21 protein-coding genes and 3 pseudogenes are annotated in these 24,594 nt (G+C 70.5%); 12 read left to right on the top strand and 12 right to left on the bottom strand.

The features are described 5' to 3' along the window. Positions 1–30 precede the first annotated feature (30 nt). From ABGA98_RS22055 to ABGA98_RS22045, 3 genes are all read right to left on the bottom strand, one after another. On the bottom strand, positions 31–723 hold the full coding sequence (locus tag ABGA98_RS22055) for a GntR family transcriptional regulator (RefSeq protein WP_347620249.1): 693 nt from the start codon (positions 721–723) through the stop codon (positions 31–33). Between the two features lie 34 nt (positions 724–757). Beyond that, the gene (locus tag ABGA98_RS22050) at positions 758–1,027 is read right to left on the bottom strand and encodes a hypothetical protein (RefSeq protein ID WP_347620248.1); all 270 of its coding nucleotides are present in this window, start codon (positions 1,025–1,027) and stop codon (positions 758–760) included. Between the two features lie 94 nt (positions 1,028–1,121). Beyond that, the gene (locus ABGA98_RS22045) at positions 1,122–5,744 is read right to left on the bottom strand and encodes an ATP-dependent helicase (protein ID WP_347620247.1); all 4,623 of its coding nucleotides are present in this window, start codon (positions 5,742–5,744) and stop codon (positions 1,122–1,124) included. Between the two features lie 89 nt (positions 5,745–5,833). Here ABGA98_RS22045 and ABGA98_RS22040 point away from each other — a divergent pair, with 89 nt between their 5' ends. Then, the gene (locus tag ABGA98_RS22040; protein WP_347620246.1) at positions 5,834–6,322 is read left to right on the top strand and encodes a VOC family protein; all 489 of its coding nucleotides are present in this window, start codon (positions 5,834–5,836) and stop codon (positions 6,320–6,322) included. Position 6,323: 1 nt separating this feature from the next. Here the strand turns inward: ABGA98_RS22040 and ABGA98_RS22035 are convergent, their stop codons facing one another. Next, on the bottom strand, positions 6,324–6,518 hold the full coding sequence (locus ABGA98_RS22035; protein ID WP_347620244.1) for a hypothetical protein: 195 nt from the start codon (positions 6,516–6,518) through the stop codon (positions 6,324–6,326). Positions 6,519–6,562: 44 nt separating this feature from the next. Between ABGA98_RS22035 and ABGA98_RS22030 the strand changes: the two genes are divergently transcribed. Then, the gene (locus tag ABGA98_RS22030; protein WP_132596118.1) at positions 6,563–6,757 is read left to right on the top strand and encodes a DUF3046 domain-containing protein; all 195 of its coding nucleotides are present in this window, start codon (positions 6,563–6,565) and stop codon (positions 6,755–6,757) included. Positions 6,758–6,762: 5 nt separating this feature from the next. On the opposite strand, the gene ABGA98_RS22025 is transcribed toward ABGA98_RS22030, so the two are convergent. Further along, a complete protein-coding gene (locus ABGA98_RS22025) occupies positions 6,763–7,035 on the bottom strand; it encodes a hypothetical protein (RefSeq protein ID WP_347620243.1) in 273 nt (90 codons plus the stop codon). A gap of 445 nt (positions 7,036–7,480) precedes the next feature. On the opposite strand from ABGA98_RS22025, the pseudogene recA reads away from it, so the two are divergent. The 6 genes and pseudogenes from recA to rny all read left to right on the top strand — a co-directional run. After that, positions 7,481–8,329, top strand: a pseudogene (recA, locus tag ABGA98_RS22020) (recombinase RecA); the annotation flags it as partial. Positions 8,330–8,389: 60 nt separating this feature from the next. Continuing rightward, positions 8,390–8,944: pseudogene (locus ABGA98_RS22015) on the top strand (LAGLIDADG endonuclease); the annotation flags it as partial. Further along, a pseudogene (locus ABGA98_RS22010) lies at positions 8,941–9,367 on the top strand (hypothetical protein); the annotation flags it as partial. The pseudogenes ABGA98_RS22015 and ABGA98_RS22010, both read left to right, overlap by 4 nt. Further along, complete coding sequence (locus ABGA98_RS22005) at positions 9,368–9,667, top strand: hypothetical protein (protein ID WP_347620461.1); 300 nt, start codon at positions 9,368–9,370, stop codon at positions 9,665–9,667. Positions 9,668–9,677: 10 nt separating this feature from the next. Next, entirely contained in the window at positions 9,678–10,754 is a 1,077-nt protein-coding gene (gene recX, locus ABGA98_RS22000; protein ID WP_347620242.1) for a recombination regulator RecX, read from the top strand. Positions 10,755–11,192: 438 nt separating this feature from the next. Beyond that, positions 11,193–12,809 (top strand): ribonuclease Y, encoded by a 1,617-nt coding sequence (rny, locus tag ABGA98_RS21995; protein WP_347620241.1) that lies wholly within the window; start codon positions 11,193–11,195, stop codon positions 12,807–12,809. Here the strand turns inward: rny and ABGA98_RS21990 are convergent. From ABGA98_RS21990 to ABGA98_RS21965, 6 genes are all read right to left on the bottom strand, one after another. Next, the gene (locus tag ABGA98_RS21990; protein ID WP_347620240.1) at positions 12,806–14,614 is read right to left on the bottom strand and encodes a prolyl oligopeptidase family serine peptidase; all 1,809 of its coding nucleotides are present in this window, start codon (positions 14,612–14,614) and stop codon (positions 12,806–12,808) included. The genes rny and ABGA98_RS21990 overlap by 4 nt on opposite strands. A gap of 48 nt (positions 14,615–14,662) precedes the next feature. Beyond that, entirely contained in the window at positions 14,663–15,508 is an 846-nt protein-coding gene (locus tag ABGA98_RS21985) for a glutamate ABC transporter substrate-binding protein (protein ID WP_347620460.1), read from the bottom strand. Positions 15,509–15,651: 143 nt separating this feature from the next. Then, the gene (locus tag ABGA98_RS21980) at positions 15,652–16,518 is read right to left on the bottom strand and encodes an amino acid ABC transporter permease (protein ID WP_347620239.1); all 867 of its coding nucleotides are present in this window, start codon (positions 16,516–16,518) and stop codon (positions 15,652–15,654) included. Then, complete coding sequence (locus tag ABGA98_RS21975; RefSeq protein ID WP_347620238.1) at positions 16,515–17,183, bottom strand: amino acid ABC transporter permease; 669 nt, start codon at positions 17,181–17,183, stop codon at positions 16,515–16,517. The genes ABGA98_RS21980 and ABGA98_RS21975 overlap by 4 nt, the downstream gene beginning before the upstream one ends. 58 nt (positions 17,184–17,241) lie before the next feature. Next, the gene (locus ABGA98_RS21970; RefSeq protein ID WP_347620237.1) at positions 17,242–18,078 is read right to left on the bottom strand and encodes a glutamate ABC transporter substrate-binding protein; all 837 of its coding nucleotides are present in this window, start codon (positions 18,076–18,078) and stop codon (positions 17,242–17,244) included. Between the two features lie 40 nt (positions 18,079–18,118). Then, the gene (locus ABGA98_RS21965; protein ID WP_347620236.1) at positions 18,119–18,874 is read right to left on the bottom strand and encodes an amino acid ABC transporter ATP-binding protein; all 756 of its coding nucleotides are present in this window, start codon (positions 18,872–18,874) and stop codon (positions 18,119–18,121) included. Positions 18,875–19,012: 138 nt separating this feature from the next. Between ABGA98_RS21965 and miaB the strand changes: the two genes are divergently transcribed. From miaB to ABGA98_RS21950, 3 genes are all read left to right on the top strand, one after another. Further along, a complete protein-coding gene (gene miaB / locus ABGA98_RS21960) occupies positions 19,013–20,506 on the top strand; it encodes a tRNA (N6-isopentenyl adenosine(37)-C2)-methylthiotransferase MiaB (protein ID WP_347620235.1) in 1,494 nt (497 codons plus the stop codon). Positions 20,507–21,757: 1,251 nt separating this feature from the next. After that, on the top strand, positions 21,758–22,198 hold the full coding sequence (locus ABGA98_RS21955; protein ID WP_347620234.1) for a hypothetical protein: 441 nt from the start codon (positions 21,758–21,760) through the stop codon (positions 22,196–22,198). Between the two features lie 218 nt (positions 22,199–22,416). Next, positions 22,417–23,157, top strand: coding sequence for an isocitrate lyase/phosphoenolpyruvate mutase family protein (locus ABGA98_RS21950; protein ID WP_347620233.1), 741 nt, complete (start codon positions 22,417–22,419; stop codon positions 23,155–23,157). Here the strand turns inward: ABGA98_RS21950 and ABGA98_RS21945 are convergent. Next, positions 23,151–24,050 (bottom strand): ribonuclease Z, encoded by a 900-nt coding sequence (locus ABGA98_RS21945; protein ID WP_347620232.1) that lies wholly within the window; start codon positions 24,048–24,050, stop codon positions 23,151–23,153. The two genes, ABGA98_RS21950 and ABGA98_RS21945, sit on opposite strands and share 7 nt — an antisense overlap. Here ABGA98_RS21945 and ABGA98_RS21940 point away from each other — a divergent pair. Then, positions 24,049–24,585, top strand: coding sequence for a methylated-DNA--[protein]-cysteine S-methyltransferase (locus ABGA98_RS21940; RefSeq protein ID WP_347620231.1), 537 nt, complete (start codon positions 24,049–24,051; stop codon positions 24,583–24,585). The genes ABGA98_RS21945 and ABGA98_RS21940 overlap by 2 nt on opposite strands. Positions 24,586–24,594: the final 9 nt, after the last annotated feature.

Here is a 24,594-nt window from a genome sequence, read left to right as displayed (position 1 = left end):
ATTTCATAAGTGTTTCATAACGCTGTGTTGTTATCTGACCGTTTTCCAATCGTTCGGGTGTTTCGTTGTACGGCCCACGGCCACCAGGAACGATCTCCTGGCCGCGGCCACGTGCGCGACCGCCCTGGCCTGCGCCTCGTCCTCGTCGCCCGCGGCGATGGCCTCGTACAGGCTCACGTGTTCCGACCAGGAGTGCGGGCCCCGCGCGGCGGCGGTCTGGCTGAAGACCCACTGCGCCCGCTGGAGCATCGGCTTCATCATCAAACTCAGGTAGGAGTTGCCCGCGGCCTCGCCCACGGCCAGGTGGAAGGCGGTGTTGAGGTCGGCCACCTGCTCCAGGCGCCCGGCTTCCACCGCCTCCCTGGACTGCTCGAGCACCTGCCGCAGTCGCTCGGCGGCGGCCGGGTCGCGCTTGCGCGCCGCCAGCCGGGCCGCGAGCCCCTCGATCGCCATGCGCACGTCGAAGAGCTCCTCGCCCTCTTCGGCGGACAGGCGGGCGACCGTGGCGCCGAGCCGGGGGACGACCTCGATGAAGCCCTCGGCGGCCAGCACCCGGATGGACTCGCGTACCGGATTGCGGGAGACGCCGAGCGCGGCGGCCAGCCGGTCCTCGACCAGCCGTTCGCCCTGGGCGAGCTCGCCGGAGAGTATGCGGCGCCGCAACTCCGCGGTGACCTCGTCGCGTAATGTCTGATGGGCCGCGCCCAGCGTCATACCACTCATTTGACGACTTATCGTATACAGCTCCTTTGCGGGGTCAGGCTTCCCCGCGTGGACTCCAGTCCGCCTCCTCCGGCACCGTGCCGCGCGGATCGATCAGCAGGACCTTGACCGACCCGCCACGCGCCAGGCACTTCTGCAGGTCGTCGACCAGGCCCCGGACGGTGCGGTTGAGCGTCACACCCGCCGGGCGGACGTCGTCCGCCCGGCGGACCCGCTCGTCGAGCCCTTTCTTGGCGGTGGTCAGGAAGGCGTCGGCGGCCGGCTTCTCCTCGACCAGGCGGTCCCGGTGAGACACCCAGCGCATGAATGGGCCCTGCTTGAAAACCCCGCCCCCTGACCACCACCAGGGCCGGTAATGGCGCTGACCGCCGCTGTGCCCGGAGAGCGCCGGGGCACGGTCAGGCGCGCAGGCGCAGGCCGCGGGGTGTCGGGTGGAACCCGGCCGCCTCCAGCGCGGCCGCCAGCGGTGAGTCGACGATGGAGGCCCCGTCGGCCCGCTCCACGGTCAGCTTGCCCAGCGCGCCGTCGCGTACGGCCAGTGCCAGGGCGTCGACGGCCGGTTGCAGGCGCGTGTCGTCGGCGAACGACAGCAGGGTCTTGCCACCCCGCTCGACGTAGAGCACCAGATGGCCGTCGACCAGGACCACCAGGGACCCGGCCTTCCTGCCCGGCTTGTGCCCGACGTCGCCGGGATGTTGCGGCCAGGGGAGCGCGGCGCCGTACGGGCTGGCCGGGTCGGCGGCGGCGAGCACCACGGCCCGCCGCCCGGAGCCGCCGGACGCGCCCGGGGCGATGCCCGGCGCCATGGCGCGCACCCGGTCGACCGCCCCGGGCAGCGCGAACTGGGCGCCGCCGAGCCCTTCGACGAAGTAGCCCCGCCGGCAGCGCCCGCTCTCTTCGTACGCCCGCAACACCTGATAGACCGGCGTGAACCCACCGGGCAAGCGCTCCGAGGTCACCGCCCCGCGCGTCACCACCCCGTGCCGTTCGAGCAGCACTTCGGCCTGGGCGTTGGCCCGCTGCGTCGCGTCAGGAGCGGGACCGGGCAGCAACCACCACCGCCCGGCCACCGTGGGCGGCCCGCTCCTGCTCGGCAGCACCGCCCGGCGCCGCCGCGTGGTGGCGGGCCGGTGCGCGGGCCGTCCGGTGCCGAGGGTGGCCCGCAGCGGCGCGAGCGTGTCACCCGACACCCGCCCCGCCCACGCCAGGTCCCACAGCGCGGCGACGAGCGTCGTGTCGTCGAGCGAGCCGAGCTGGTCGGAGATCCCGCGGAAGAACAGCGCGCCACCCCCGCCCAGCAGTTCCAGCACGCTCTCATGGACGGGCGTCATGGTGATCTCGGCGGGTTCGGGCAGCAGCAGCGGCGCGGTGTCGGCGAAATAGAGGGACACCCAGCCGTCACCGCCGGGCAGCGAGCCCTGCCCCGCCCACATCACCTCGCCGGACGACGTCAGCTCGTCGAGCAGCGCCGGATGGTAGCCGGGCACCCGCGCGGGCAGCACCAGCGTCTCCAGCGCGGACGCGGGCACGGCCGCCCCCTGAAGCTGCTCGATGGAGCGGACCAGGGAGTCCATCGCCCTGGCTGCCCCGGCCCGCCCGGCCGAGGCCGGCCCCGAGCCGGTGATGCCGTGCCAGGCCGGGAGAAACACGGCCAGCGTCTCCGGCGCGACCGGTTCGACCTCCTTGCGGAGCCGTGCCAGCGACCGGCGGCGCAACATCCGCAGCACCCCGGCGTCGCACCACTCCTCGCCCCGCCCGCCGGGCCGGAACTCGCCGCTGACGACCCGCCCGGTCACCGCCAGCCGCCGCAGCGCGTCCGTCACCACGGCGACGCCCAGCCCGAACCTCGCCGCGGCCGTGCCGGAGTGGAAGGGCCCGCGCGTGCGGGCGTGGCGCGCCACCAGGTCGGCCAGCGGGTCGGCGACCGGCTCAAGAAACACGTGCGGCACCCCCACCGGCAGGGGCACGCCGAGCGCGTCACGCAACCGCGCCGCGTCCTCGATGGCCGCCCACTGCTCTTCGCCCGCGACGCGTACTCTGATCGCCCGCCGCGCGCGCTCCAGCTCCCGCAGCCAGGCCGGGTCGCCGCCGCGCACGCTCACGTCGGGCGCCAGCAGCGGGCCGTGCGAGCGCAGCAGGTCGGCGAGGTCTTCCGCGTCGCGCAGCGGCCGGTCGAGCCGGGCCAGCTCGCGCTCGCTGTCGGAGATCACGTCGGGGTCGAGCAGCTCGCGCAGGTCGGCCTGCCCGAGCAGCTCGGACAGCAGCGTGGTGTCGAGGGCCAGGGCCTGCGCCCGCCGCTCGGCCAGCGGCGCGTCGCCTTCGTACATGAACGCGCCCACGTAGTGGAACAACAACGACGCCGCGAACGGGGAGGCCTGCGAGGTCTCCACCTCCACCAGCCGCACCCTGCGCGCCGCGATGTCGCGCATGAGCTGGACGAGGCCGGGCACGTCGAAGACGTCCTGCAGGCACTCGCGCATCGTCTCCAGCACGATCGGGAACGAGGCGTATCGGGAGGCCACGCCCAGCAGGTGGGCGGCCCGCTGGCGCTGCTGCCACAGCGGGCTGCGCCTGCCCGGCGTGCGGCGCGGCAGCAGCAGCGCCCGCCCCGCGCACTCCCTGAACCGGGAGGCGAACATGGCCGACCCGCCCAGCTCCTCGGTGACGATCTGCTCGATCTCCTCGGCGTCGAACGCCGCCACGTCGGTGGGAGGCTCGGCCAGCGTGTCGGGGATGCGCAGCACGATGCCGTCGTCGGAGTGCACGGCCTGCACGTCGACGCCGTAACGCTCGCGCAGCCGCCGGTTGATGGCCAGCGCCCATGGCGCGTGCACCCGCGCGCCGTAGGGGGAGTGGATCACCACCCGCCAGTCGCCCAGCTCGTCGTGGAAGCGCTCCACCAGCAGTGTGCGGTCGTCGGGGACGTAGCCGGTGGCCTCGCGCTGCTCGTTGAGGTAGGCCAGCAGGTTGCCCGAGGCGTAGGCGTCGAGCCCCGCCGCCCGCATCCGGTCGGTCGAGCCCCGCTGGGCCTGCTCGCGCAGGAACCGCCCGATCGCCCGGCCCAGCTCGGCCGGACGGCCCGGCGCGTCGCCGTGCCAGAACGGCAGCTTGCCCGGCTGCCCCGGCGCCGGCGAGACGAGCACCCGGTCGGCTGTGATGTCCTCGATCCGCCAGGACGTCGCGCCCAGCACGAACACGTCGCCCACCCGCGACTCGTAGACCATCTCCTCGTCGAGCTCGCCCACTCTGGAGGAGCGCTCGCCCACCAGGAACACCCCGAACAGGCCGCGGTCGGGGATGGTGCCGCCGTTGGTGACCGCGAGCCGCTGCGCCCCTGGACGCCCCTGCAGGGTGCCGGTGACGCGATCCCACACGATGCGGGGGCGCAGCTCGGCGAACTCCTCGCTCGGATAGCGGCCGGCCAGCATGTCGAGCGTGGCCTCCAGCGCGCCGCGCGGCAGCGTGGCATAGGGGGCGGCCCGCCTGACCACGGACTCCAGCTCGTCGACCGTCCACTCGTCGAGCGCCGTCATGGCGACGATCTGCTGGGCCAGCACGTCGAGCGGATTGCGCGGATAGCGCAGCTCCTCGATCTCGCCGCTCTTCATCCGCTCGGCCACCACCGCCGTCTGCACCAGATCGCCGCGGTATTTCGGGAAGATCACCCCTTTGGACACCGCCCCCACCTGGTGGCCCGCCCGGCCGATGCGCTGCAGCCCGCTGGCCACGCTCGGCGGCGCCTCCACGCACGCGACCAGGTCGACCGCGCCCATGTCGATGCCCAGCTCCAAGCTGGAGGTGGCGACCACTGCGGGCAACCGGCCCGACTTGAGCGCCTCCTCGATCTGCGCCCGCTCCTCCTTGGAGACCGAGCCGTGGTGAGCGCGTACGATCTCCGTCACGACGCCCTTGGCGGATCCGGCCTGCGCCATCATCTCGGCGGGCGTGCGCTGGGCGGGCCTGGCCTCGGCGGGCGGCTGATCGGGCGGACCCGTCTCCCAGATGGACAGATCGACGGCCTCCGTGCCGTGCTCGCGCTCATATGCAAGCTCGTTGAGCCGGGTGCACAGCCGCTCGGCCAGCCGCCGCGAGTTGGCGAAGACGATCGTCGAGCTGTGCGCCCCGATCAGGTCGAAGAGCCGGTCTTCGACATGCGGCCAGATCGACCTGCCGCCCGGCTCGGGCGCGAACTCCTCGCCCTCCTGCGGCTTGCCGCCCTCCATCTCCGTCATGTCCTCGACCGGGACGACGACCTCGACCTCGATCTGCTTGTCCGACGGCGGCTGCACCACGGTGGCCGGGCGAACCCCGCCCAGGAACGTCGCCACCTCGCTCACCGGGCGCACGGTCGCCGACAACCCGATGCGCTGCGCGGGCCGCTCGAGCAGGGCGTCGAGCCGCTCCAGGCTGAGCGCCAGATGCGCGCCCCGCTTGGTGGCCGCGACCGCGTGCACCTCGTCCACGATCACCGTCTCGACCTCGCGCAACGCCTCGCGAGCCTGGCTGGTGAGCAACAGGAACAGCGACTCGGGCGTCGTGATCAGGATGTCGGACGGCCTGGCGGCGAACCGCCTGCGGTCTTCCGCCGGGGTGTCGCCCGAGCGGATCGCCACCGAGATCTCCGGCACCGGCAGCCCCAGCCGCCGCGCCGTCTGCTTGATGCCCGCCAGCGGCGCGCGCAGGTTGCGCTCGACGTCGACGGCCAGCGCCTTGAGCGGCGACACGTAGAGCACGCGCGTGCCCTTGCGCCCGGCCTGCTCCTGGGCCCGCTCCCTGGCCCGCTTGTGGGCCCGCTCCCTGGTCCGCTCCTGGGCCCGCTCGTCGACCGGCGTCGCGGCGAGCCGGTCGAGCGACCACAGGAACGCCGCCAGCGTCTTGCCCGACCCGGTGGGCGCGACGACCAGGGTGTTGTCGCCGCGCGCGATCGACTCCCACGCCCCCTCCTGCGCGGCGGTGGGATCCTGGAATGCTCCGGTGAACCATTGCCTGGTCACCTGGCTGAAGTGGTCTAGCGAGCTCACCAGCACATACTGCCTCGCGTCACCGACAGAAACCGCATTCGCACGACGGCGCGTGATTGAGCGGGTGCCATGGCGGACATACAGCGACCGTGACCATTGACTACGCGTCCATCGAAGCCCGCCGTGCGGAGCTCAGGCGGCGTCACGTCTTACCGCACCGGCCGTCCAGCAGCGCGCGGGGCCTGCACCACGTGGCCCTGCTGTCGTCCGACGTGGAAAGGACCATAACGTTCTACCAGGAACTCCTGGAGTTCCCGCTCACCGAGATCATCGAAAACCGCGACTACAAGGGCTCCAGCCACTTCTTCTTCGACATCGGCAACGGCAACCTGCTCGCCTTCTTCGACTTCCCCGGCCTCGACCTCGGGCCGTACCAGGAAGTGCTGGGCGGGCTGCACCACATCGCGATCTCCGTCGACCCCGCCACGTGGGAACGACTGCGCGGGAAGCTGGAGATGGCCGGCGTGCCGCACCAGATCGAGAGCGGCGCCTCCATCTACTTCAAGGACCCCGACGGCGCCCGCCTGGAACTGCTCGCCGACCATCTCGGTGAGATGTACGGCGCCCGGGTGATGTGACCTAGCGGCGCGACGCCCTGCGCGTTCGCGGCCTGCCCGCACGCGGTAACCGCCTGATGCCCGCGTGCCGCTCGGCGCGCTCCTCCTTCTCCTTCCGTACGGCGAGGCGCAGCGCGAGCTGCAACCGGCGGCGCCTGGCCCTGTTGGCCCTGGCGATGGCTGACTTCGGGGGTGAAGACTTGGGGGTCTTTGGCATGGGGATGTCCTACCCACCCGTGGCGGGCTTCCATACTTGGGTGCATGCGCCTGACCGAGTTCTGGAGACGGATGAACGCTCACTTCGGTGAGACCTACGCCGAGTCATGGGCGCGCGACTACGTGCTCGCCCCGCTCGGCGGGCGCACAGTGACGCAGGCCCTGGCCGACGGTGAGAGCGCCAAGACCGTCTGGCGCGCCGTGTGCCAGGTGGAGGACGTCTCGCCCAAGCTGCGCTGAAGCGGCTAGGGCTGGGCCGCGTCCAGCGCCCGGCGCAGCGCGGCGGCCGTGCTCTCCAGATCGTCGGCACTGCCCTGCCCGCCGGGAGACCACAGGAAGAGCCAGCCCTGGCCGGACGGCGTCGCGAAGATGATCGTCTGTCGGCCGGTGTGCGGATGCCACACCCACAACACCGGATCGTCCTCGCCGACCAACCGGCTGACCAGGCCCACGTCGGGCAGCAGTTCGGCGAGCGACTCCAGATGGACGCGCCGTTCCCCGGTGAAGCCGCTCGCCACGTCGCCGCCTCCAAGCTCTCGCCCTGCAGTGAGTCTCCCCAGCTCACCGCGCATGACAACACGCCGGGGCCGCCCCCTTCGCGAACATCACGTGGCGAGATCGCGGAGTCACGCGGAGCGCGGGCTTCCAGCGCCCGCAATCCATGAGGATCCGGGTGGGCAGCGCCGAGGTCACCTCTTCGACGATCCAGTCCTGGCGGACTCCCGGCGGCGATGCTGGAAACCCTGCCACCGCCGGAACGTCCTGGCGTACCTTGGATCACCTGCGCTGATCGACTTCAGGGCGGGCGCGGTTCGTGGCGTGTTCCCGCTGTGCTCGAACAGTCGTTCGGCTACGATAGGAGCACGCCCCAGCCACGTCTTCCCCGGCAGTCCCAGAAAATGTCGGTGGCAGGCCGTAGCTTTCACCCGACTGACCGGACCACGATCCTCCAGGGGGAGTTCCATGGCTATCAACGACCGCGAGAAGGCCCTCGAGACCGCGCTCGCTCAGATCGAGCGGCAGTTCGGCAAGGGCTCAGTGATGCGCCTGGGCGATGACGCCCGAGCTCCCATCGAGGTGGTCCCCACAGGATCGATCTCCCTCGACGTGGCCCTCGGCATCGGCGGCCTGCCGCGCGGCCGCATCGTCGAGGTCTACGGCCCCGAGTCCTCGGGCAAGACGACCATCGCCCTGCACGCGGTGGCCAACGCCCAGCGGGCCGGCGGCATCGCGGCGTTCGTCGACGCCGAGCACGCCCTCGACCCCGAATACGCCAAGAAGCTCGGCGTCGACACCGACGCCCTGCTGGTCTCCCAGCCCGACACCGGTGAGCAGGCGCTCGAGATCGCCGACATGCTCATCAGGTCCGGCGCCGTCGACATCATCGTCATCGACTCGGTGGCCGCGCTCGTGCCCAAGGCCGAGATCGAGGGCGAGATGGGCGACAGCCACGTCGGCCTCCAGGCCCGCCTCATGTCCCAGGCGCTGCGCAAGATCGCCGGTGCCCTGAGCAGCACCGGCACCACCGCGATCTTCATCAACCAGCTCCGCGAGAAGATCGGTGTGATGTTCGGCTGCATGTCGTACGGCACGCGCGTCACGCTCGCCGACGGCACACAGGAGAAAATCGGCAAGATCGTCAATCAGAAGATGGACGTCGAGGTTCTCTCCTACGACCCGGAGACCGACAAGCTCGTTCCCCGCCGCATCGTCAACTGGTTCGACAACGGCAACGCCGAGCGGTTCCTGCAGTTCACTGTGGCCAAGTCGGGCGGAAACGGAAAGGCCCAGTTCGCTGCGACGGAGAACCACCAGATCCGCACCCCGGGCGGCTGGCGTGACGCTGGTGAGCTGATCGCGGGAGATCGCGTCATGCTCACGGAGACCCACCGCCTGAGCGACAAGCAGTGGCAGGTCATCCTGGGGTCGCTGATGGGAGATGGAAACCTGTCGCCCAATCGCCGTGGCCGCACCGGCGTTCGCTTCCGCATGGGGCATGGCGCCAAGCAGGAGGATTATCTGTCCTGGAAGTGCTCGATGCTGGGCAACATCACCCACAGCCGCAGCACCAATGCCAAGGGCGCGGTCTTCGCCGACTTCACTCCTCTTCCCGAGCTTGAAGAGCTGCGCCAGGTGGTCTATCTCGGTGGCGGCAAGAAGCACATCACCTCGGAATACCTCAAGGCGCTGACACCGCTGGCTCTGGCGGTGTGGTACATGGACGATGGCTCGTTCACGCTCCGTTCGAAGGGGCTCCAGCAGCGCACCGAAGGCGGTTCCGGTCGCATCGAGATCTGCGTCGAGGCGATGAGCCAGGGCTCCCAGGAGCGTCTTCGTGACTACCTGTGTGACACCTATGGCCTCAACGTGAAGGTTCAGCATCGCGGGGCCCGAGGTGTGGCCGTCCTGCAGTTCGACACGGAATCGTCGGCCACGTTCCAGAAGCTGGTGGCGCCCTACGTCCACCCCTCGATGGCCTACAAGCTCCTGCCTCGCTACCGCGGCCAGTTCGCGGTCGAGCCGGAGTTCACCGACCCCGAGCCGCGGCTTGTGCCCTCACGGATCCTCGACATTCGCATCAAGCCGAAGACCCGCTCGATGAGGAAGTTCGACCTCGAGATCGAGGGGACGCACAACTACTTCGTCGACGGTGTCATGGTCCACAACAGCCCCGAGACGACGACGGGTGGCAAGGCGCTCAAGTTCTACGCCTCGGTCCGGATGGACATTCGCCGCATCGAGACGCTCAAGGACGGCACGGAGGCGGTCGGCAACCGCACCAGGGTCAAGGTCGTGAAGAACAAGATGGCCCCGCCCTTCCGGGTCGCCGACTTCGACATCCTCTACGGCGTGGGCATCTCCCGCGAGGGCGGCCTCATCGACATGGGTGTGGAGCACGGCTTCGTGCGCAAGTCCGGCGCCTGGTACACCTACGAAGGCGACCAGCTCGGCCAGGGCAAGGAGAACGCGCGCAACTTCCTGCGTAACCACCCCGACATGGCCAACGAGATCGAGAAGAAGATCAAGGACAAGCTGGGTGTGGGCCCGCGCCTGGACACTCCCGCCGAGGCCGCCGCTCCGGCTCCGGCTCCGGCGGCTGCTCCTTCCGGTCGTGGTTCGAAGTCCACCCCCAAGCCGGGTGACGTCTGATCGTTGACCTATGAATAACCCGGACCGGCCGCAGGCGCCCCAGCCGCACAACCGGGGCGCCTGGCCCAACACCACCTCGCCGCGCGGTCGCGACCTCGCTCTCTCGGCGGCGGACGGCTGGCCGTCGCTCGACCAATGGCGCAACCGCCTGCGCACCCCCGACACCGAGCCCGGCAACGCCCCTACGGGTTCCGGGAGCCCGGCTGCGGATTCCACCGTGCCCGGATCCCCGCCTCCGCCGCCGGGCTGCTCCCGCCCGGACGGCGATGGTCCGGGGCGTGATGACCAGCGTGTCCGGGATGCCCCGGAAGAGCCGGGGCGAGGTGCGACCCCGCCTCCGGGACCTGACGGCTCTGGTGCGCGTGATGGCGGTCGGGCGGAGCAACCTTCGCCCTCCGGCGACGGAGACGGCGGATGGCATTCCGAGGTGCTGGCCGGGAGCAGTTGGTTCGCCGGGGAGCAGGCCGAGGGCGGTAAGAAACGATCGGGCGGGGAGCGCCGGTCCAGCAGGTCCGGCAGGCGCGGTGAGAAGAGGGCGAAAGGATGGTTGCCCGAGGGCCCTGACGCCGAGAGCCCGGCCGGGGCCGCTCCGGCCGCCGACCCGGAGTCGGTGGCCCGGGCCATCTGCCTGCGCCTTCTCACCATGGCTCCCAAGACCCGAGCCCAGCTCGCCGAAGCTCTGCGCAAGCGGGAAGTGCCGGACGACGCCGCGGAGGCGGTGCTCAGCCGGTTCTCAGAGCTGGGGCTGATCGACGACGAGGCGTTCGCCGCGGCCTGGGTCGACTCCAGGCACCACGGTCGGGGCCTGGCCAAGCGCGCCCTGGCCGCCGAGCTGCGCCATCGGGGCGTCGACACCGACACGGTCAAGGAAGCCGTCGACCGCCTCGAGCCCGACCAGGAGGCGGAGACCGCTCGCCGGCTGGTGGAGCGCAAGCTGGCCGCGACCCGATCCCTCGACCCGCGCGCCCGCACCCGCCGCCTCGCCGGCATGCTCGCCCGCAAGGGCTACTCCTCGGGCCTGGCCTTCCGGGTCATCCGGGAAGCCCTGGAACAGGAGGGCATCGACATGGAAGAAGACTTCCCCTGACGTGACCCGCCGTCAGCCTGGCGGAGTGCCGGGCGCCGTCAACCGGTCCACCTGAGGGACGTCCGCTCCCGGCACGGGGAGGCTCCCGGATTCCGGCGGTTTCCGGGAGCAATGGCGGATCTTGTGGTGGATGTGGCGATGCGGGTCCGTAAGACACGCTTGGAGACGCGTTTGCTTGCTCGTGACCTGTTCGACGCATAACCTCGACGGCAGTGAGGAGTTACTCCGCGCAGTGCGGATTGCCATACCGGTGAACGACGGACGAGCGAGCTTGGGCGATCGAGGCAGGCGAGGTGTCGGCTTTCCGAGCCGACGCCCGGTCAGCCTTGGCTGGGCATCGACCCAGGTGATGACCGGGCTGTCCGTGGCGTGCTTGTGACCCCTCCCGTTTGTGGCCGCGTTATGAGGTGTTGACGACGCGAGGAGGGCGGGGCGCACATGGGGCCGCTGGTCGTGGTGCTGATGGTGGCGGTGCTCGTGCTCGCGTTCGGGATGATCGTCGCGCTTCTCGTCGTCATACGTCGCACGTCCGGTCCGCTGCCACGTTCCGGCAAGCCGAGCTCCGAGCAGGTGCAGGCCGTTCACGAGGAGCTCGAGCAGGCGCGTGAGGAGGCGCGGGAGATCCGCCACAAGGCGGAGACCGACGCCGAGGAGATCCTGCGCAGGTCGGAGAGCGCTGCCGAGAGCGCGGCGCAGATGCGGCGGGAGGTCGAAGAGGAGGCCCGGATCCTCAAGTCGGAGCTCAAAGAGCTACGGGCCGATCTGGAGCGCAGGGAGGCCAGGCTGGCCGAGCGCGAGCAGCGGCTGGACGAGGAGGCCAGACGGCAGTCCGAGCGTGACAGGAAGCTCGCCGAGACCGAAGTCGAGCTGGCCGACCGGCGTGAGGAGCTGCTCCAGGTGGAGGAGGAGCGGCGGGTCATCCTGGAGCGGGTCTCCGGGTTGACCGGCGCGCAGGCCAAGGCGGAGCTGGTCAGGGAGATCGAGAACCAAGCCAAGCGCGAGGCCGCCCTGATCGTCAGGGAGATCGAGGGGGCCGCCCGCAAGGAGGGCGAGAAGCGGGCCACCAAGATCGTGACGCTGGCCGTGCAGCGGGTGGCGGCGGAGCAGACGGCGGAGTCGGTCGTCAGCGTGTTGCATCTGCCGGGCGACGAGATGAAGGGCCGGATCATCGGGCGCGAGGGGCGTAACATCCGCGCCTTCGAGTCCACGACCGGGGTCAACCTGATCATCGACGACACGCCCGAGGCGGTGTTGCTGTCGTGCTTCGACCCGGTGCGGAGGGAGACCGCCAGGCTGACGCTGGAGAAGCTGGTGCTCGACGGCCGCATCCATCCCCAGCGCATCGAGGAGGCCCATGACCGCAGCCGCCAGGAGGTCCAGGACCTGTGCGCGCGGGCCGGCGAGGACGCCCTGGTCGAGCTGGGCATCACCGACATGCATCCCGAGCTGACGCTGCTGCTCGGGCAGTTGCGCTACCGCACCTCTTACGGACAGAACGTCCTCAAGCACCTGATCGAGTCCGCGCACATCGCCGGCATCATGGCCGCCGAGCTGAAGATGAACCAGCGGCTGATGAAGCGCTGCGCCCTGCTCCACGACATCGGCAAGGCTCTCACGCACGAGGTCGAGGGCAGTCACGCGCTGATCGGCGCGGAGATCGCCCGCCGTTACGGCGAGGAGGAGGACGTGGTGCACGCCATCGAGGCGCACCACAACGAGGTGGAGGTCCGCACCGTCGAGGCGGTGCTCACGCAGGCCGCCGACGCGATCAGCGGCAGCCGTCCAGGGGCCCGCCGTGAGTCCCTGGAGGCGTACGTCAAGCGGCTGGAGCGGCTGGAGGAGATCGCGCAGTCGTACGACGGGGTGGAGAAGGTCTTCGCCATGCAGGCCGGCCGGGAGATCCGCGTCATGGTCAAGCCCGACGCGGTCGACGACATCCAGGCGCAGGTGATCGCCCGCGACGTGGCCAAGCAGGTGGAGGAGGAGCTGACCTACCCGGGACAGATCCGCATCAGCGTGGTCAGGGAGTCGAGGGCCACAGAGTTCGCCCGTTAGGCGAAGAGCTGCTGGTAGAAGGCGAGCTCGGCGGCGAGCGCCGCGGCCCGCGTCTCGGTGCGGCGGAAGCCGTGCGACTCCCCGTCGAAGGAGAGATAGGTGCACGGGATGCCGCGTTCGGAGAGCGCGTCGGCGAAGGCCGCCGACTGCTGGGGCGGCACCACGGGGTCGTCGAGCCCTTGCAGGAGCAGCATGGGGCAGGTCACGCCGTCGACGAGGCCGAGCGGTTCGCGGGCGGCGTAGACCTGCGGGTCTTCCGGCCCCACCAGCCACTCCACGTAGCGTGACTCGAAGTCGTGGGTGTGCTCGGAGAGGGGCGCGAGCGCGCTGATGCCGTAGTAGGAGACGCCGCCCGCGAACACGTCGGACCGGCAGCACGCGGCCAGCACGGTCCAGCCGCCCGCGCTGCTGCCGCGGACCGCGATCTTGGCGGGGTCGGCCAGGCCTTCGGCGGCCAGCCACCGTGCGGCGGCGATCGTGTCGGCGACGTCCACCAGGCCCCACTGCCCTTTCAGCCGGTCGCGGTAGGGCCTGCCGTAGCCGGTGGAGCCGCCGTAGTTGACGTCGAGCACGCCGATGCCGCGCGAGGTCAGGAACGCCTTCTCCAGGTCGAGCGCGCTGTCGGCGCAGGCCGTCGGGCCGCCGTGCACGAAGATCACGTATGGGGGGACGCCGGTGGTCGCCGGTCCGTGCGGCGGATAGAGGAACGCGGGGGCCGGCGTCTCCACCGCCCGGGGAAGCGGCAGGCAGGCGGGGTCGGGCAGGCGCGCGACGTCCTGGCCGAGCGCGACGTGCGTGCCCGCCGCCGTGTCCACCTGGACGACCGACCGGGGGAGCGTGGCGGAGTAGCCGACCCCGACCACCGACATGCCCTCGGCCGCCAGCGCCGCGTCCCACCCCGAACAGGGCACGTCAAGGTCGGTCAGCGTGCCCGACTCGGGGTCGAGCACGCCCATCCGCAGGTCGCCGCGCCCGTGCAGGACCGCGATGCGCCCGTCGCCGAGCACGGTGTACGGCCGGCCGCCCAGCTGCCACGGCGGCGCCGCGAACTCCTCCTCGGCGGGATGGACCGCCCGTGTGTCCCCGCCCCGCAGACCGCTTTCGTAGAGGTTCCACCATCCTGAGGAGTCGGAGATCAGGTAGAGGTGGGTGTCGTCCTTCCAGGCGGGGGCGAGCACGGATTCGGCGGGCCCGCCGCGCACGGTCCATTCCTCGCCGCTGGAGAGGCGGACGACCCGCAGCTCGGTGCCGTCCCAGGGCATGAGCGGGTGGTTCCAGCAGAGGTAAGCCAGGTGCCGCCCGTCAGGGGAGAGGGCGGGGGAGGCGTAGAAGTCGCAGCCCGTGACCCAGGTGCGAGGGTCGCCGCCGTCCAGCGGGATCGACACGATGGCCCGGGTCACCTTGCCGTCGTCGCCGTGCCGCTCGCGTACGCCCCACACCTGGCCGTCGTGCACGACCAGGTCGGCGTAGCGGCAGCCGTCGCCGGTGAGCGGCTCGGGCTCACCGCCATCCGTCAGGATGTACAGGCGCTGGTCGTTGAGGTTGGCGAAGACCACCTCGCCGCCGGGGGTCACGGTGTAGGGCCTGCCGCCGTACTCGTGCACCCGGGTGCGCGCGCACCACGGGGCTCGCAGCAGCTCGCGGTGGGTGCCGTCGGCGGCGCGGCACACGATCGTGGTGCGTCCGCCCTCCTCGGGGCGGTCTTCGGTCCACCACACCTTGCCGCCCCGGACCGTGGGCCAGCTGGGACGCACGCCTGCGTTCGCCACGTCTCTGGTCGAGATGGGGGAGGGCCAGAAGGGCATACCCGCATCCTGCCGGAAGATCGGCGAGCGTGCTGGCCGGATCTTGGATCAGGGGCAGCCCGCGGGTGGCGGTGGAGCCGTGGGCAGGTCGAGCCCCGTCTCGCCGAACCATTTCTGCAGCAGCCGGGCGGCCGTGCCGTCCGCCCACATCATGGTGATCGCCTCGTCGACGGCCTCGCACGTGGCGATCTCGCCCTCCTTGAGGCCGACGGCCCACTGCTCCTCGCTGATCGGGTCGTTGAGCAGCCTGAGCTTCTTGGGGTCCTGCTCGACGTACCCGGCCAGGGCCAGGTTCTCGGTGCTCACCGCGTCGAGCCGGCGGTCGAGGAGCTTGCGTACGCACTCGGAGTAGTTGGCCGCGGGCACGAGGATGGCCGGCAGGTCCAGCTTGCCGTCCGGCGGCGGGTCGACGATGCGCCGGTAGGAGTTGGAGCCCTTGGCCAGGCAGATGCGCTGGCCCGCCAGGTCGCTCGTCTTCTGGATGGAGGTGTCGTCGGAGCGGACCATCGTGTCCTGGTACGCGCTCACGTACGGGCCGGCGAACGTCACCCGGGGCCTGCGCGACATGGTGATGGAGTAGGAGGCGACGACCATGTCGACGGTGCCGTTCTGGAGCAGCGCCTCCCGGGCGGAGGAGGGGGCCTCGCGCCACGTGATGCGTACGTCCTCCCCGCCCGCGAGGTAGCGGACGATGTAGCGGGCGACGTCGATGTCGAAACCCTCGGGGGCGCCGGGCCCGGTCTTGAGGCCCACGCCCGGCTGGTCCCACTTGGTGCCGACCGTGACCGTGCCGCCTTCTCTGATCTTCTCCGCGACGGTGGAGTATGAGCCGTTTCCGCCGCACGCCGCCAGGCACACGGCCATGGCCGCCCCCGCGAGCGCCGCCCCACGCATGGTCACCCCGATCATCTCCTGTAAGAGGAGCTTGTCGGCTGAATAACGCGCGCAGGCCGGTCTTTCAACGCCTCCAACGGAGAAGTGGGACTTTCTTGGGGATTTATCGGTGTACGGGCGGTGCGTTCACCGCCCGTACACCGTCAGGCGGCGCCTTCGCCCATGCCCACGGCCGGCGTGACCGGCTTGGCCGCGGTCTTGCGGCTGCGCCTGCTGCGCCCCTCCAGCCAGGTGGCCAGGTAGCTCAGGGCCATGTTGAGCGCGACGTAGATGATGCCGATGACGATCGCCGCCGGGATCAACGAGCCGAAGAACCGGGCAGGAAGGATCTTGAAGCCGGTGTTGAGCAGGTCGACGTAGGCGATGATGTAGCCGAGCGCGGTGTCCTTCAGCAGCACCACGAGCTGGCTGACGATCGCCGGCATCATCGCCGTGACGGCCTGCGGCAACAGCACCAGCCGCATGACCTGGTTCTTCCGCATGCCCACCGCGTAGGCGGCCTCCGACTGCCCCCTGGGGACGGCCTGCACGCCGGCCCTGACGACCTCGGCGAGCACCGAGCCGTTGTAGAGCATCAGGCCGACGACCACCGCCATGAACGCGTAGTCGCCGCCGCCCATCAGCAACGGGGCCAGGTAGAAGATGAAGAAGATCAGCAGCAGCAGGGGGATGGCCCTGAAGACCTCCACCACCACGCCGGCCGGGACCCTGATCCAGGCATGGTCCGAAAGCCGGGCCAGGCCGAAGATCGCGCCGAAGGCGAGCGCGAGCACCGCGGCCACGGCCGCCGCCTTCAAGGTGCCGATGAGACCCGGGATGATGTAGAACTCCCACGTCTCCCACTGCAGGAACGGCTGCCAGATCTTGCCTTCCCACTGGCCCTTGGCGTCGAAGCCTTTGAAGACGCCGTAGACGACCGCCCCGACGGCGATGAGGCTGACGACGGTGAGGGCGTGGTTGCGCACCCGCCCGCGCGGCCCGGGGGCGTCGAACAGGACAGAAGTGCTCATCGGGCCACCGCCAGGCGCCGCGACAACCAGCCGGTGAAGAACCCGATCGGCATGGTCAGCACCATGAAGGCGACGACGATGCCGAGAAAGATGGGGATCGACGCGCCGGTCTGGTCGAACGTCTCCTTCATCACGGCCGCCGCGTCGGCGAGGAACCCGCCGGCGGTGGCGACCGTGGTGTTCTTGATCATGGCGATGATCACGCTGCCCAGCGGGGCGACCACGGCGCGGAACGCCTGAGGCAGGATGATCATCGTCAGTGACTGGCTGAACGTCAGGCCGATCGCCCTGGCGGCCTCGGCCTGTCCCATCTGCACCGTGTTGACGCCCGAGCGCAGCGCCTCGCACACGAAGGCCGCCGTGTAGAGCGACAGGCCCATCGCGACGAGCCAGAACGAGTTGGACCGCGGCTCGTCGGAGAAGACCAGGCCGAGCTGGTCGCTCAGGCCCAGCGCCGAGAACGCCAGCACCAGCGTCAGGGGGGTGTTACGGACAACGTTGACGTAGATCGTGCCCGCCGCCCGCAACACCGGCGTGGGGGAGACCCGCATCGCGACCAGGACCGTACCGATGATCAAGGAGGCGACCAGGGCCACGAGCGCGAGCTTGACGTTCTCCAGGAACCCGAGCGCGAGGTCGGGGGCGTATGTGATTAGTTCGTCCATCGTGCTCCACCGCAAGGGCGACAGGCGGCCGGGGGGCCGGCCGCGGTCGCCGACGTGATCAGCTGCAGCCCTCGGCCGGCGGCGCGGCCTCGGACAGCTTCAGGCCCTGGGTGCCGCCGAACCACTTGTCCAGCAGCTGCTTCATGGTGCCGTTGTCCCACAGCTTCTTCACCGCGGTGTTGACGGCCTCGCACGTCTTCGTGTCGCCCTTCTTCAGGCCGACGCCGTACTTCTCGTCGGTGAAGCCCTGGCCCAGCACCTTGAAGTTGCCGCCGGCCTGCTTGGCGAAGCCCGCCAGGATCAGGTCGTCGGTGGTGACGGCGTCGAGGTTGCTGCCGGTCAGCTTCTGCACGCACTCGGAGTAGTTGGCCGCGTCGACGGTCGTGGCGTCGATGTCGAGTTCGCCGTCCGGTGGCCCTTCGGTGATGCGCTTGTAGGAGTTGGAGCCGGCGGCCTTGCAGATCTTCTTGCCCTTGAGGTCCTGCGGGCTGTTGATCGAGGTGTCGTCCTTGCGGACCATGACGTCCTGGTGGGCGATCACGTAGGGGCCGCCGAAGGTGACCTTGCCCTTGCGCTCCTCGGTGATGGAATAAGTGGCGACGACCATGTCGACCGTGCCGTTCTGGAGGAACGGCTCACGGTTGGACGAGGCCGACTCCTTCCACTCGATCTCGACCTCCTTGCCGCCGGCCAGCTCCTTCACCAGGGCCTTGGCCACGTCAACGTCGAAACCCTCGGGCTCGGCGCCCATCTTCAGGCCCAGGCTCGGCTGGTCCCACTTGGTGCCGACCACGATCTTGTTGGCGCCCTGGACCTTCTCCAGCACGGTGGCGTACGTCTGCTCGTCGCCACCGCAAGCCGTCAGGCCGGCGGCCAGAGCCGCTACCGAGAGCACCGCTCCCGTTCGACGCATATGCATGTGTACCTGCCTCATCTCAGTGCGTGAGGATCTTCGAAAGGAAGTCGCGCGCCCGGTCGGTCTGCGCGTTGGTGAAGAACTCGTCGGGGGTGTTCTCCTCGACGATCTGCCCGTCTGCCATGAACACCACGCGGTTGGCGGCGCGGCGGGCGAAACCCATCTCGTGCGTGACGACCACCATGGTCATCCCGTCACGGGCCAGCCCGACCATGACATCGAGCACCTCCTGCACCATCTCGGGGTCCAGTGCCGAGGTCGGCTCGTCGAACAGGATCATCTTCGGGTCCATCGCCAGCGCCCTGGCGATGGCGACCCGCTGCTGCTGGCCACCCGACAGCTGGGCCGGATATTTGTCCGCCTGCGCCGCGATGCCTACCCGTTCGAGAAGCTCCATCGCACGCTTGTTGGCCGCGTCGCGCGCGATGCCGCGCACCTTGATCGGGCCGAGCGTGACGTTCTCCCGGATGGTCTTGTGAGCGAACAGATTGAACGACTGGAAGACCATGCCGACGTCGGAACGCAGCCTCGCCAGCGCCTTGCCCTCCTCGGGCAGGACCTGGCCGTCAAATATGATCTGCCCGTCACTGATCGTCTCCAGCCGGTTGATCGCGCGGCAGAGCGTGGACTTCCCGCCGCCCGACGGGCCGATGACGACCAGAACCTCGCCACGAGAGACGGTCAAGTTGATGTTCTTCAGGACATGCAGCGCCCCGAAGTGCTTGTTGACGTTCTCCAACCGAACCAGTGGAGCGCCGTCGCCGTTCTCCGTCATGCACCCAAACGGTAGAGGGCATTAAGACGCTGGTCACTAACCGGGTGGTACCGATCCGATCACATCGTGCCGTCAAGCTGGTCTTTTAGATCCGTACGGGCCGTCTCAAGCCTGACAACGACTACCCTGGAAAGCGCCATGACTGTGACCCAGGAGAGCGCCCGCACCTATGAAGTGCGCACATATGGGTGCCAGATGAACGTCCACGACTCCGAACGGCTCTCCGGCCTGCTGGAGGATGCCGGCTACGTGCCCGCCCCCGACGGCGAGACCGCCGACGTGGTCGTGTTCAACACGTGTGCCGTGCGGGAGAACGCCGACAACCGCCTCTACGGCAACCTCGGCCACCTGCGGCCCGCCAAGGTGAGCAACCCGCGCATGCAGATCGCCGTGGGCGGCTGCCTCGCCCAGAAGGACCAGGGCGAGATCGTCCGCAGGGCGCCATGGGTCGACGTGGTCTTCGGCACCCACAACATCGGCTCGCTGCCGGTGTTGCTGGAGCGCGCCCGCATCGAGGGCGAGGCGCAGGTCGAGCTGAAGGAGTCGCTCGAGGTCTTCCCCTCGACGCTGCCCACCAGGCGCGAGTCCGCCTACGCCGCCTGGGTGGCCGTCTCGGTCGGCTGCAACAACACCTGCACGTTCTGCATCGTCCCCTCCCTGCGCGGCAAGGAGAAGGACCGCCGGCCCGGCGAGATCCTGGCCGAGGTCGAGACCCTCGTCGGCCAGGGCGTCCTCGAGGTCACGCTGCTGGGCCAGAACGTCAACACCTACGGCGTGGAGTTCGGCGACCGGCTGGCCTTCGGCAAGCTGCTGCGCTCGTGCGGCTCCGTCGAGGGCCTGGAGCGGGTCCGCTTCACCTCGCCCCACCCCGCCGCGTTCACCGACGACGTGATCGCCGCCATGGCCGAGACGCCCAACGTCATGCACCAGTTGCACATGCCGCTGCAGTCGGGCTCCGACCGGGTGCTGCGCGCGATGCGCCGCTCCTACCGCGCCGAGCGCTACCTCGGCATCATCGAACGCGTGCGCGCCGCCATGCCGGACGCGGCCATCTCGACCGACATCATCGTCGGCTTCCCCGGCGAGACCGAGGAGGACTTCCAGGCCACGCTCGACGTCGTCAGGCAGAGCCGCTTCGCCAACGCCTTCACCTTCCAATACTCCATCCGTCCCGGCACGCCGGCGGCCACCATGGACGACCAGATCCCCAAGGAGGTCGTCCAGGAACGCTACGAGCGGCTGGTGGCCCTCCAGGAGGAGATCTCGTGGGAGGAGAACAAGAAGCAGGTGGGCCGGACGCTCGAGGTCCTGGTCGCCGAGGGCGAGGGGCGCAAGGACGACGCCACCCGCCGGCTGTCCGGCCGTGCGCCCGACAACCGGCTCGTGCACTTCGCCGTGGGCCCGGAGACTCCCCGGCCGGGTGACATGGTGACGGTCGAGGTGACGTACGCGGCCCCGCACCACCTGGTGGCGGACGGCCCCGCATACGAGGTCAGGCGGACGCGGGCGGGTGACGCCTGGGAGTCCCGCCAGGCCGGTCCCTCCACGGGTCCGGGGGTGCTGCTCGGCATGCCCACCGTCGGCCGCCCCGCTCCCACCACCGCCCCGTCGGGCGCCTGCTCGGCCCACTGACCCCGGCGTCAGCCCTCTCTGCCTGAGGGCTGACGCCTGCCTTCGCCGCGCTCGTCGAGGCCGCCAAGCAGACGCTCCCCGGCCGAGGTGCCCGCCCCGGCCGTAGGTGCTTCGGCCGCTGTTGGACGAACAAGGCCTACTGGGGGCGGTGGGCTCACTCCCGGCCGGATCGGTTGCGTGACGTCCGCAGATCCCCGGCACACCACCTGCCCTCCTGCTGTGCGGCCCGCCTGTCCGGTGCACGGCACCGACAGGCGGGCCGCATCCCGTGGCGAAGCGTCAGCGAGTGAGGCGGTCGAGGAAGCTGTAGCAGGGCTGCCGGCGGAAGTCGTCGAACGTGGCGCAGGGATCGATGCCGCGGGCCGGGGGCGCGGGGACGACCGGGCGCCGGGTCGGCGCGGGGTCGCGGGGAGGCGGCTGAGGGGGCGACTGCGGAGAGGGCGAGCCCTCCGGGCGGGGCGCCGCGGACCGTACCTGGACGGGTGCCCGGGGCGCCGCCGACCGGTCGCGGACGGGCGGTGGAGGTGCGGCCGTGCGTCCGGGGAAGGGCGCCGGTGAGCCCGGGGGCGCGGTCGCGGCCGGCGGGCCCGTGGCCGGTGACGGGCGGCCGGGTTCGAGCGTGCCCCAGGGCGGTGTCCGGGTGCCCCAGGGAGGCGTTCCCGTGATGTCCCAGGGCGGCGGGACGGGTTGGATCCACGGCGGCGCCAACGGCCCCATCACGGCGTCCACGGTCTGTGCGGACGGTTGCGGGAACGTTCCAAGAAATGGCCCGGAAGATTGGGCCGCGGTCGCCCTTTGTGTCATGTTCGACGCCCAGAGTGGCGGCGGAGGTGTCATTGATCTTGAGGAATGCGGAGAGTCCTGATCGAATTCGGCGGAGCTTTGCGGAGACGGTTCTGAGGAGCCGGTGAATGCCAGGAAAATTCCCAGGGTCGCGGTGACGAGTACCCCGGCTGTTCCGGCCAGCGGTGCCAGGTTGGCGCGGCTACCTGGTCTTATGGATCTAAGGGGGGACAAGTCGTGATTCCTTCGTGATTGTTCTGCGAGCATTCCGGTGTTGCGGCTAGTGTGGTCCATCACCCGCGGAAGCCGGTGAGCTTTCCCGATACGACCGCAGGGAGCTGCAGCACCATGCAAGGTTCGCGTGAGCCGGATCACCAGGAGATCCTGGTTGGGCCTGGGGACACCCGCCCGGCTTCGAGAAATGCGCCCCCAGGGCACAAACCCTCGAAGAACAACAAGAAGATCGCCGTGATCGTCGCCTCGGTGGCGGTCGCCCTGGTGGCGGCGGCCGGCGGCGGCTACTTCCTGGCGGGAAACCCCGCCGATCCCGCACAGCCCGGAGGCGCCCAGCCGGGGCCCTCACAGAGCGTCGGCGGCGAAGAACTTCAGGGTGACGACGACGCGACCATGGGTGACGCCGAGACCGACGCTCCTGACGACAACCTGCCGACCGGCGAGGACGACGGCAGCATGGGCGACGCCAGGACGGACAACGGCGGCGAGGGCGGCCCCGGCAACCACGACACGGGCTCGACGGGCTCCAACCCGTCCGATGGCACCAAGCAGACCGGCACCGGCAAGAAGCCCGCGACGACGTCCCCGAGCAAGCCTGCGCAGGACGAGGCCGACACCCCGGCCGACGGCCCGGCGGGCCTGGTCAACGGCCAGTGCGCCACGGGCGGCTGCTGAGGGTGTCAGGAAGGTCCGGGACGCTCGCCATCGAAGACGTCAGGGGCTCGCCCTTGTAGGCCCCAGGGAGGCCGGGGCCGCTCGCCCTTGAGCGGCCGGGTGCTCGCGCCCCCCTCGTGCCCGGGCGGATCACTCGTTCGGACGCCGGTGAAGTGGCTTGCCGTAATTCGCCGGTATTGGACCTTCGGCGGTGCCGGGGTGCTCCGTAGGGTCGCCGCATGACGACTGACAAGGCGGACGCGCTTCGAGCCCTTCACGTGCCGGGCACTCCGCTGGTTCTCCCCAACGTCTGGGACGCCGCGTCGGCGCGGGCCGTACAGGATGCCGGTTTTCCCGCGGTCGCCACCGGCAGCGCCGCCGTCTCGCGCGTGCTGGGCTACGAGGACGGCGAGGGCACCCCTGCCGACGAGATGATGGCGGCCGTGGCGCGCGTGGCCAGAGCGGTCGACGTGCCCGTCACCGCCGACGTCGAGCGCGGGTACGCGCTCGAACCGGCCGCGCTCGCCGAGGCGCTGGCTGGCGCAGGAGCCGTCGGGTGCAACCTGGAGGACTCCGTCCCCGGCACCGGCGAGATGGTGGAGCCCGGAGTCCAGGCGGACTTCCTCGCCGAGGTGCGCGCCGCCGCGGGCCCGGGCCTGGTGATCAACGCCAGGATCGACCTGTACCTGCACGGACACGGCGACCGCGCCGCGGCCGTCGAGCGCGCACGGCGCTATCTGGAGGCGGGAGCCGACTGCGTCTACCCGATCGGCCTGGCGGACGAGGAGGAGATCCGGGCGCTGGCCGGCGAGCTGGGCGGGATGGTCAACATCCTGTTCCAGCCGGGAGGCCCCTCGCCGGCGCGCCTGGCCGAGCTCGGGGTGGCCAGGATCAGCTTCGGCAGCGGGCTGCACCGCGCGTCCGCCGACTACACACGTGGGCTGCTGGCGAAGGTCAGGGAGGGCCGGAGCCCCTACTGACGGCGGCGCGGCACGGGGATCTTCATCAGGTCGCGGGCGAGCACCACCTCGCCGTCGAAGCTGCGCCGCGCCTCGGCGGCGAAGGCCGGCTCCTCGGCGAACCCGTACCGCTCGGAGAAGTGCGTGAGCACGAGCCTGCGCACCCCCGCGTCCGCCGCCACCAAACCCGCCTCGAACGCCGTCAGGTGCCCGTACTCCTTGGCCAGCGCGCTCTCCGATGACAGGAACGTCGACTCGATCACCAGCAGGTCGGCCCCCGACGCCAGCTCGAAGACGGCGTCGCAGAGCCGGGTGTCCATCACGAAGGCCACGCTCTGCCCCGGCTTGGGCTCGCTGCACCGGTCGAGCGTGACGCCGCGTACGGAGCCGGTGCGCTGCAGCTCGCCGACCTCGGGGCCGCGGATGCCGTGGGCGGCCAGCCGCTCAGGCAGCATGCGGCGGCCGTCCGGCTCCTGGAGGCGGTAGCCGTAGGACTCGACCGGATGGGACAGGCGGCGCGCGGTCAGCGGGCCGACAGCGGTGAGGTCGCCGTCGAGGGGATGTTCGGAGATGACGGACGTGTCGGCGAAGACGGCGGCGTGGCGGAGCCTGCGCCAGTAGGGTTCGCCGGAGCCGGGGAAGAGTGCCCGCACCGGGTGCCTGACCCTGTCGCGGGCGATGCGCTGCACCACGCCCGGCACGCCCAGGCAGTGGTCGCCGTGGAAGTGCGTGACGCAGAGCCAGTGCACGTCGTGCGCGCTGACTCCGGCGTGCACCATCTGCCGCTGCGTGCCCTCGCCCGGGTCGAACAGGAAGCCCTGACCGTCCCAGCGCAGGAGGTAGCCATTGTGGTTACGGTGTCGGGTAGGGACCGCGCTGGCGGTGCCCAGCACCACGAGCTCACGTGAGGACATGATGCCCGCCGCCGCAGAGACCGCCGCCTTCGCCGAGGTGCCGACCCCGGTCGGCCCGTTCGTGCTGGCCGTCACCGAGACCGGCCTCGTGGCGTCGGGCTGGGCGTCGGCGCACGGGTCGCGTGCGCGCCTGGCCGACCGGCTCGGCCTGCCTGAGGTTCATGATGCGGATCGTACGGCCTTCGCGGTCGCGGAGCTGAACGCCTACTTCGCCGGCGACCTGAAGGTCTTCGAGACGCCGATCGACTGGCGCCTGATGTCCGGCTCGCGGCTGCGGGTGCTCCAGGCCCTCCACCAGGTCCCGTACGGCACCGCCGTCACCTACGGCGAGCTGGCCCGCCGCAGCGGCTCCAGCGTGCCGGCCCGTGGCATCGGCTCGATCATGGGCTCCAACCCGATCCCGATCTTCGTGCCCTGTCACCGCGTGATCGCGGGCACCGGCCTGGGCGGCTTCAGCGGCGGCGAGGGCGTGGAGACCAAGCGCCGGCTGCTGACCCATGAGGGCTATTTGCAACCGACGCTGCTCGACCTCTAGCAGACTGGT

The sequence above is a fragment of the Nonomuraea sp. B1E8 genome (genome assembly GCF_039871515.1).
GTDB lineage: Bacteria > Actinomycetota > Actinomycetes > Streptosporangiales > Streptosporangiaceae > Nonomuraea.
This window is presented reverse-complemented; position numbering and strand designations above follow the sequence as displayed.

Bases quoted from the DNA above. Each gene is read 5' to 3' on its own strand.
- ABGA98_RS22035 (WP_347620244.1), bottom strand. From the start codon at position 6,518: ATGCCAAAGACCCCCAAGTCTTCACCCCCGAAGTCAGCCATCGCCAGG.
- ABGA98_RS21950 (WP_347620233.1), top strand. From the start codon at position 22,417: ATGACGACTGACAAGGCGGACGCGCTTCGAGCCCTTCACGTGCCGGGC.
- ABGA98_RS21985 (WP_347620460.1), bottom strand. From the start codon at position 15,508: ATGCGTGGGGCGGCGCTCGCGGGGGCGGCCATGGCCGTGTGCCTGGCG.
- ABGA98_RS21945 (WP_347620232.1), bottom strand. From the start codon at position 24,050: ATGTCCTCACGTGAGCTCGTGGTGCTGGGCACCGCCAGCGCGGTCCCT.
- ABGA98_RS21965 (WP_347620236.1), bottom strand. From the start codon at position 18,874: ATGACGGAGAACGGCGACGGCGCTCCACTGGTTCGGTTGGAGAACGTC.
- rny (WP_347620241.1), top strand. From the start codon at position 11,193: ATGGGGCCGCTGGTCGTGGTGCTGATGGTGGCGGTGCTCGTGCTCGCG.
- ABGA98_RS21940 (WP_347620231.1), top strand. From the start codon at position 24,049: ATGATGCCCGCCGCCGCAGAGACCGCCGCCTTCGCCGAGGTGCCGACC.
- miaB (WP_347620235.1), top strand. From the start codon at position 19,013: ATGACTGTGACCCAGGAGAGCGCCCGCACCTATGAAGTGCGCACATAT.
- ABGA98_RS21990 (WP_347620240.1), bottom strand. From the start codon at position 14,614: ATGCCCTTCTGGCCCTCCCCCATCTCGACCAGAGACGTGGCGAACGCA.
- ABGA98_RS21980 (WP_347620239.1), bottom strand. From the start codon at position 16,518: ATGAGCACTTCTGTCCTGTTCGACGCCCCCGGGCCGCGCGGGCGGGTG.
- ABGA98_RS22030 (WP_132596118.1), top strand. From the start codon at position 6,563: ATGCGCCTGACCGAGTTCTGGAGACGGATGAACGCTCACTTCGGTGAG.
- recX (WP_347620242.1), top strand. From the start codon at position 9,678: ATGAATAACCCGGACCGGCCGCAGGCGCCCCAGCCGCACAACCGGGGC.
- ABGA98_RS21975 (WP_347620238.1), bottom strand. From the start codon at position 17,183: ATGGACGAACTAATCACATACGCCCCCGACCTCGCGCTCGGGTTCCTG.
- ABGA98_RS22055 (WP_347620249.1), bottom strand. From the start codon at position 723: ATGAGTGGTATGACGCTGGGCGCGGCCCATCAGACATTACGCGACGAG.
- ABGA98_RS22050 (WP_347620248.1), bottom strand. From the start codon at position 1,027: ATGCGCTGGGTGTCTCACCGGGACCGCCTGGTCGAGGAGAAGCCGGCC.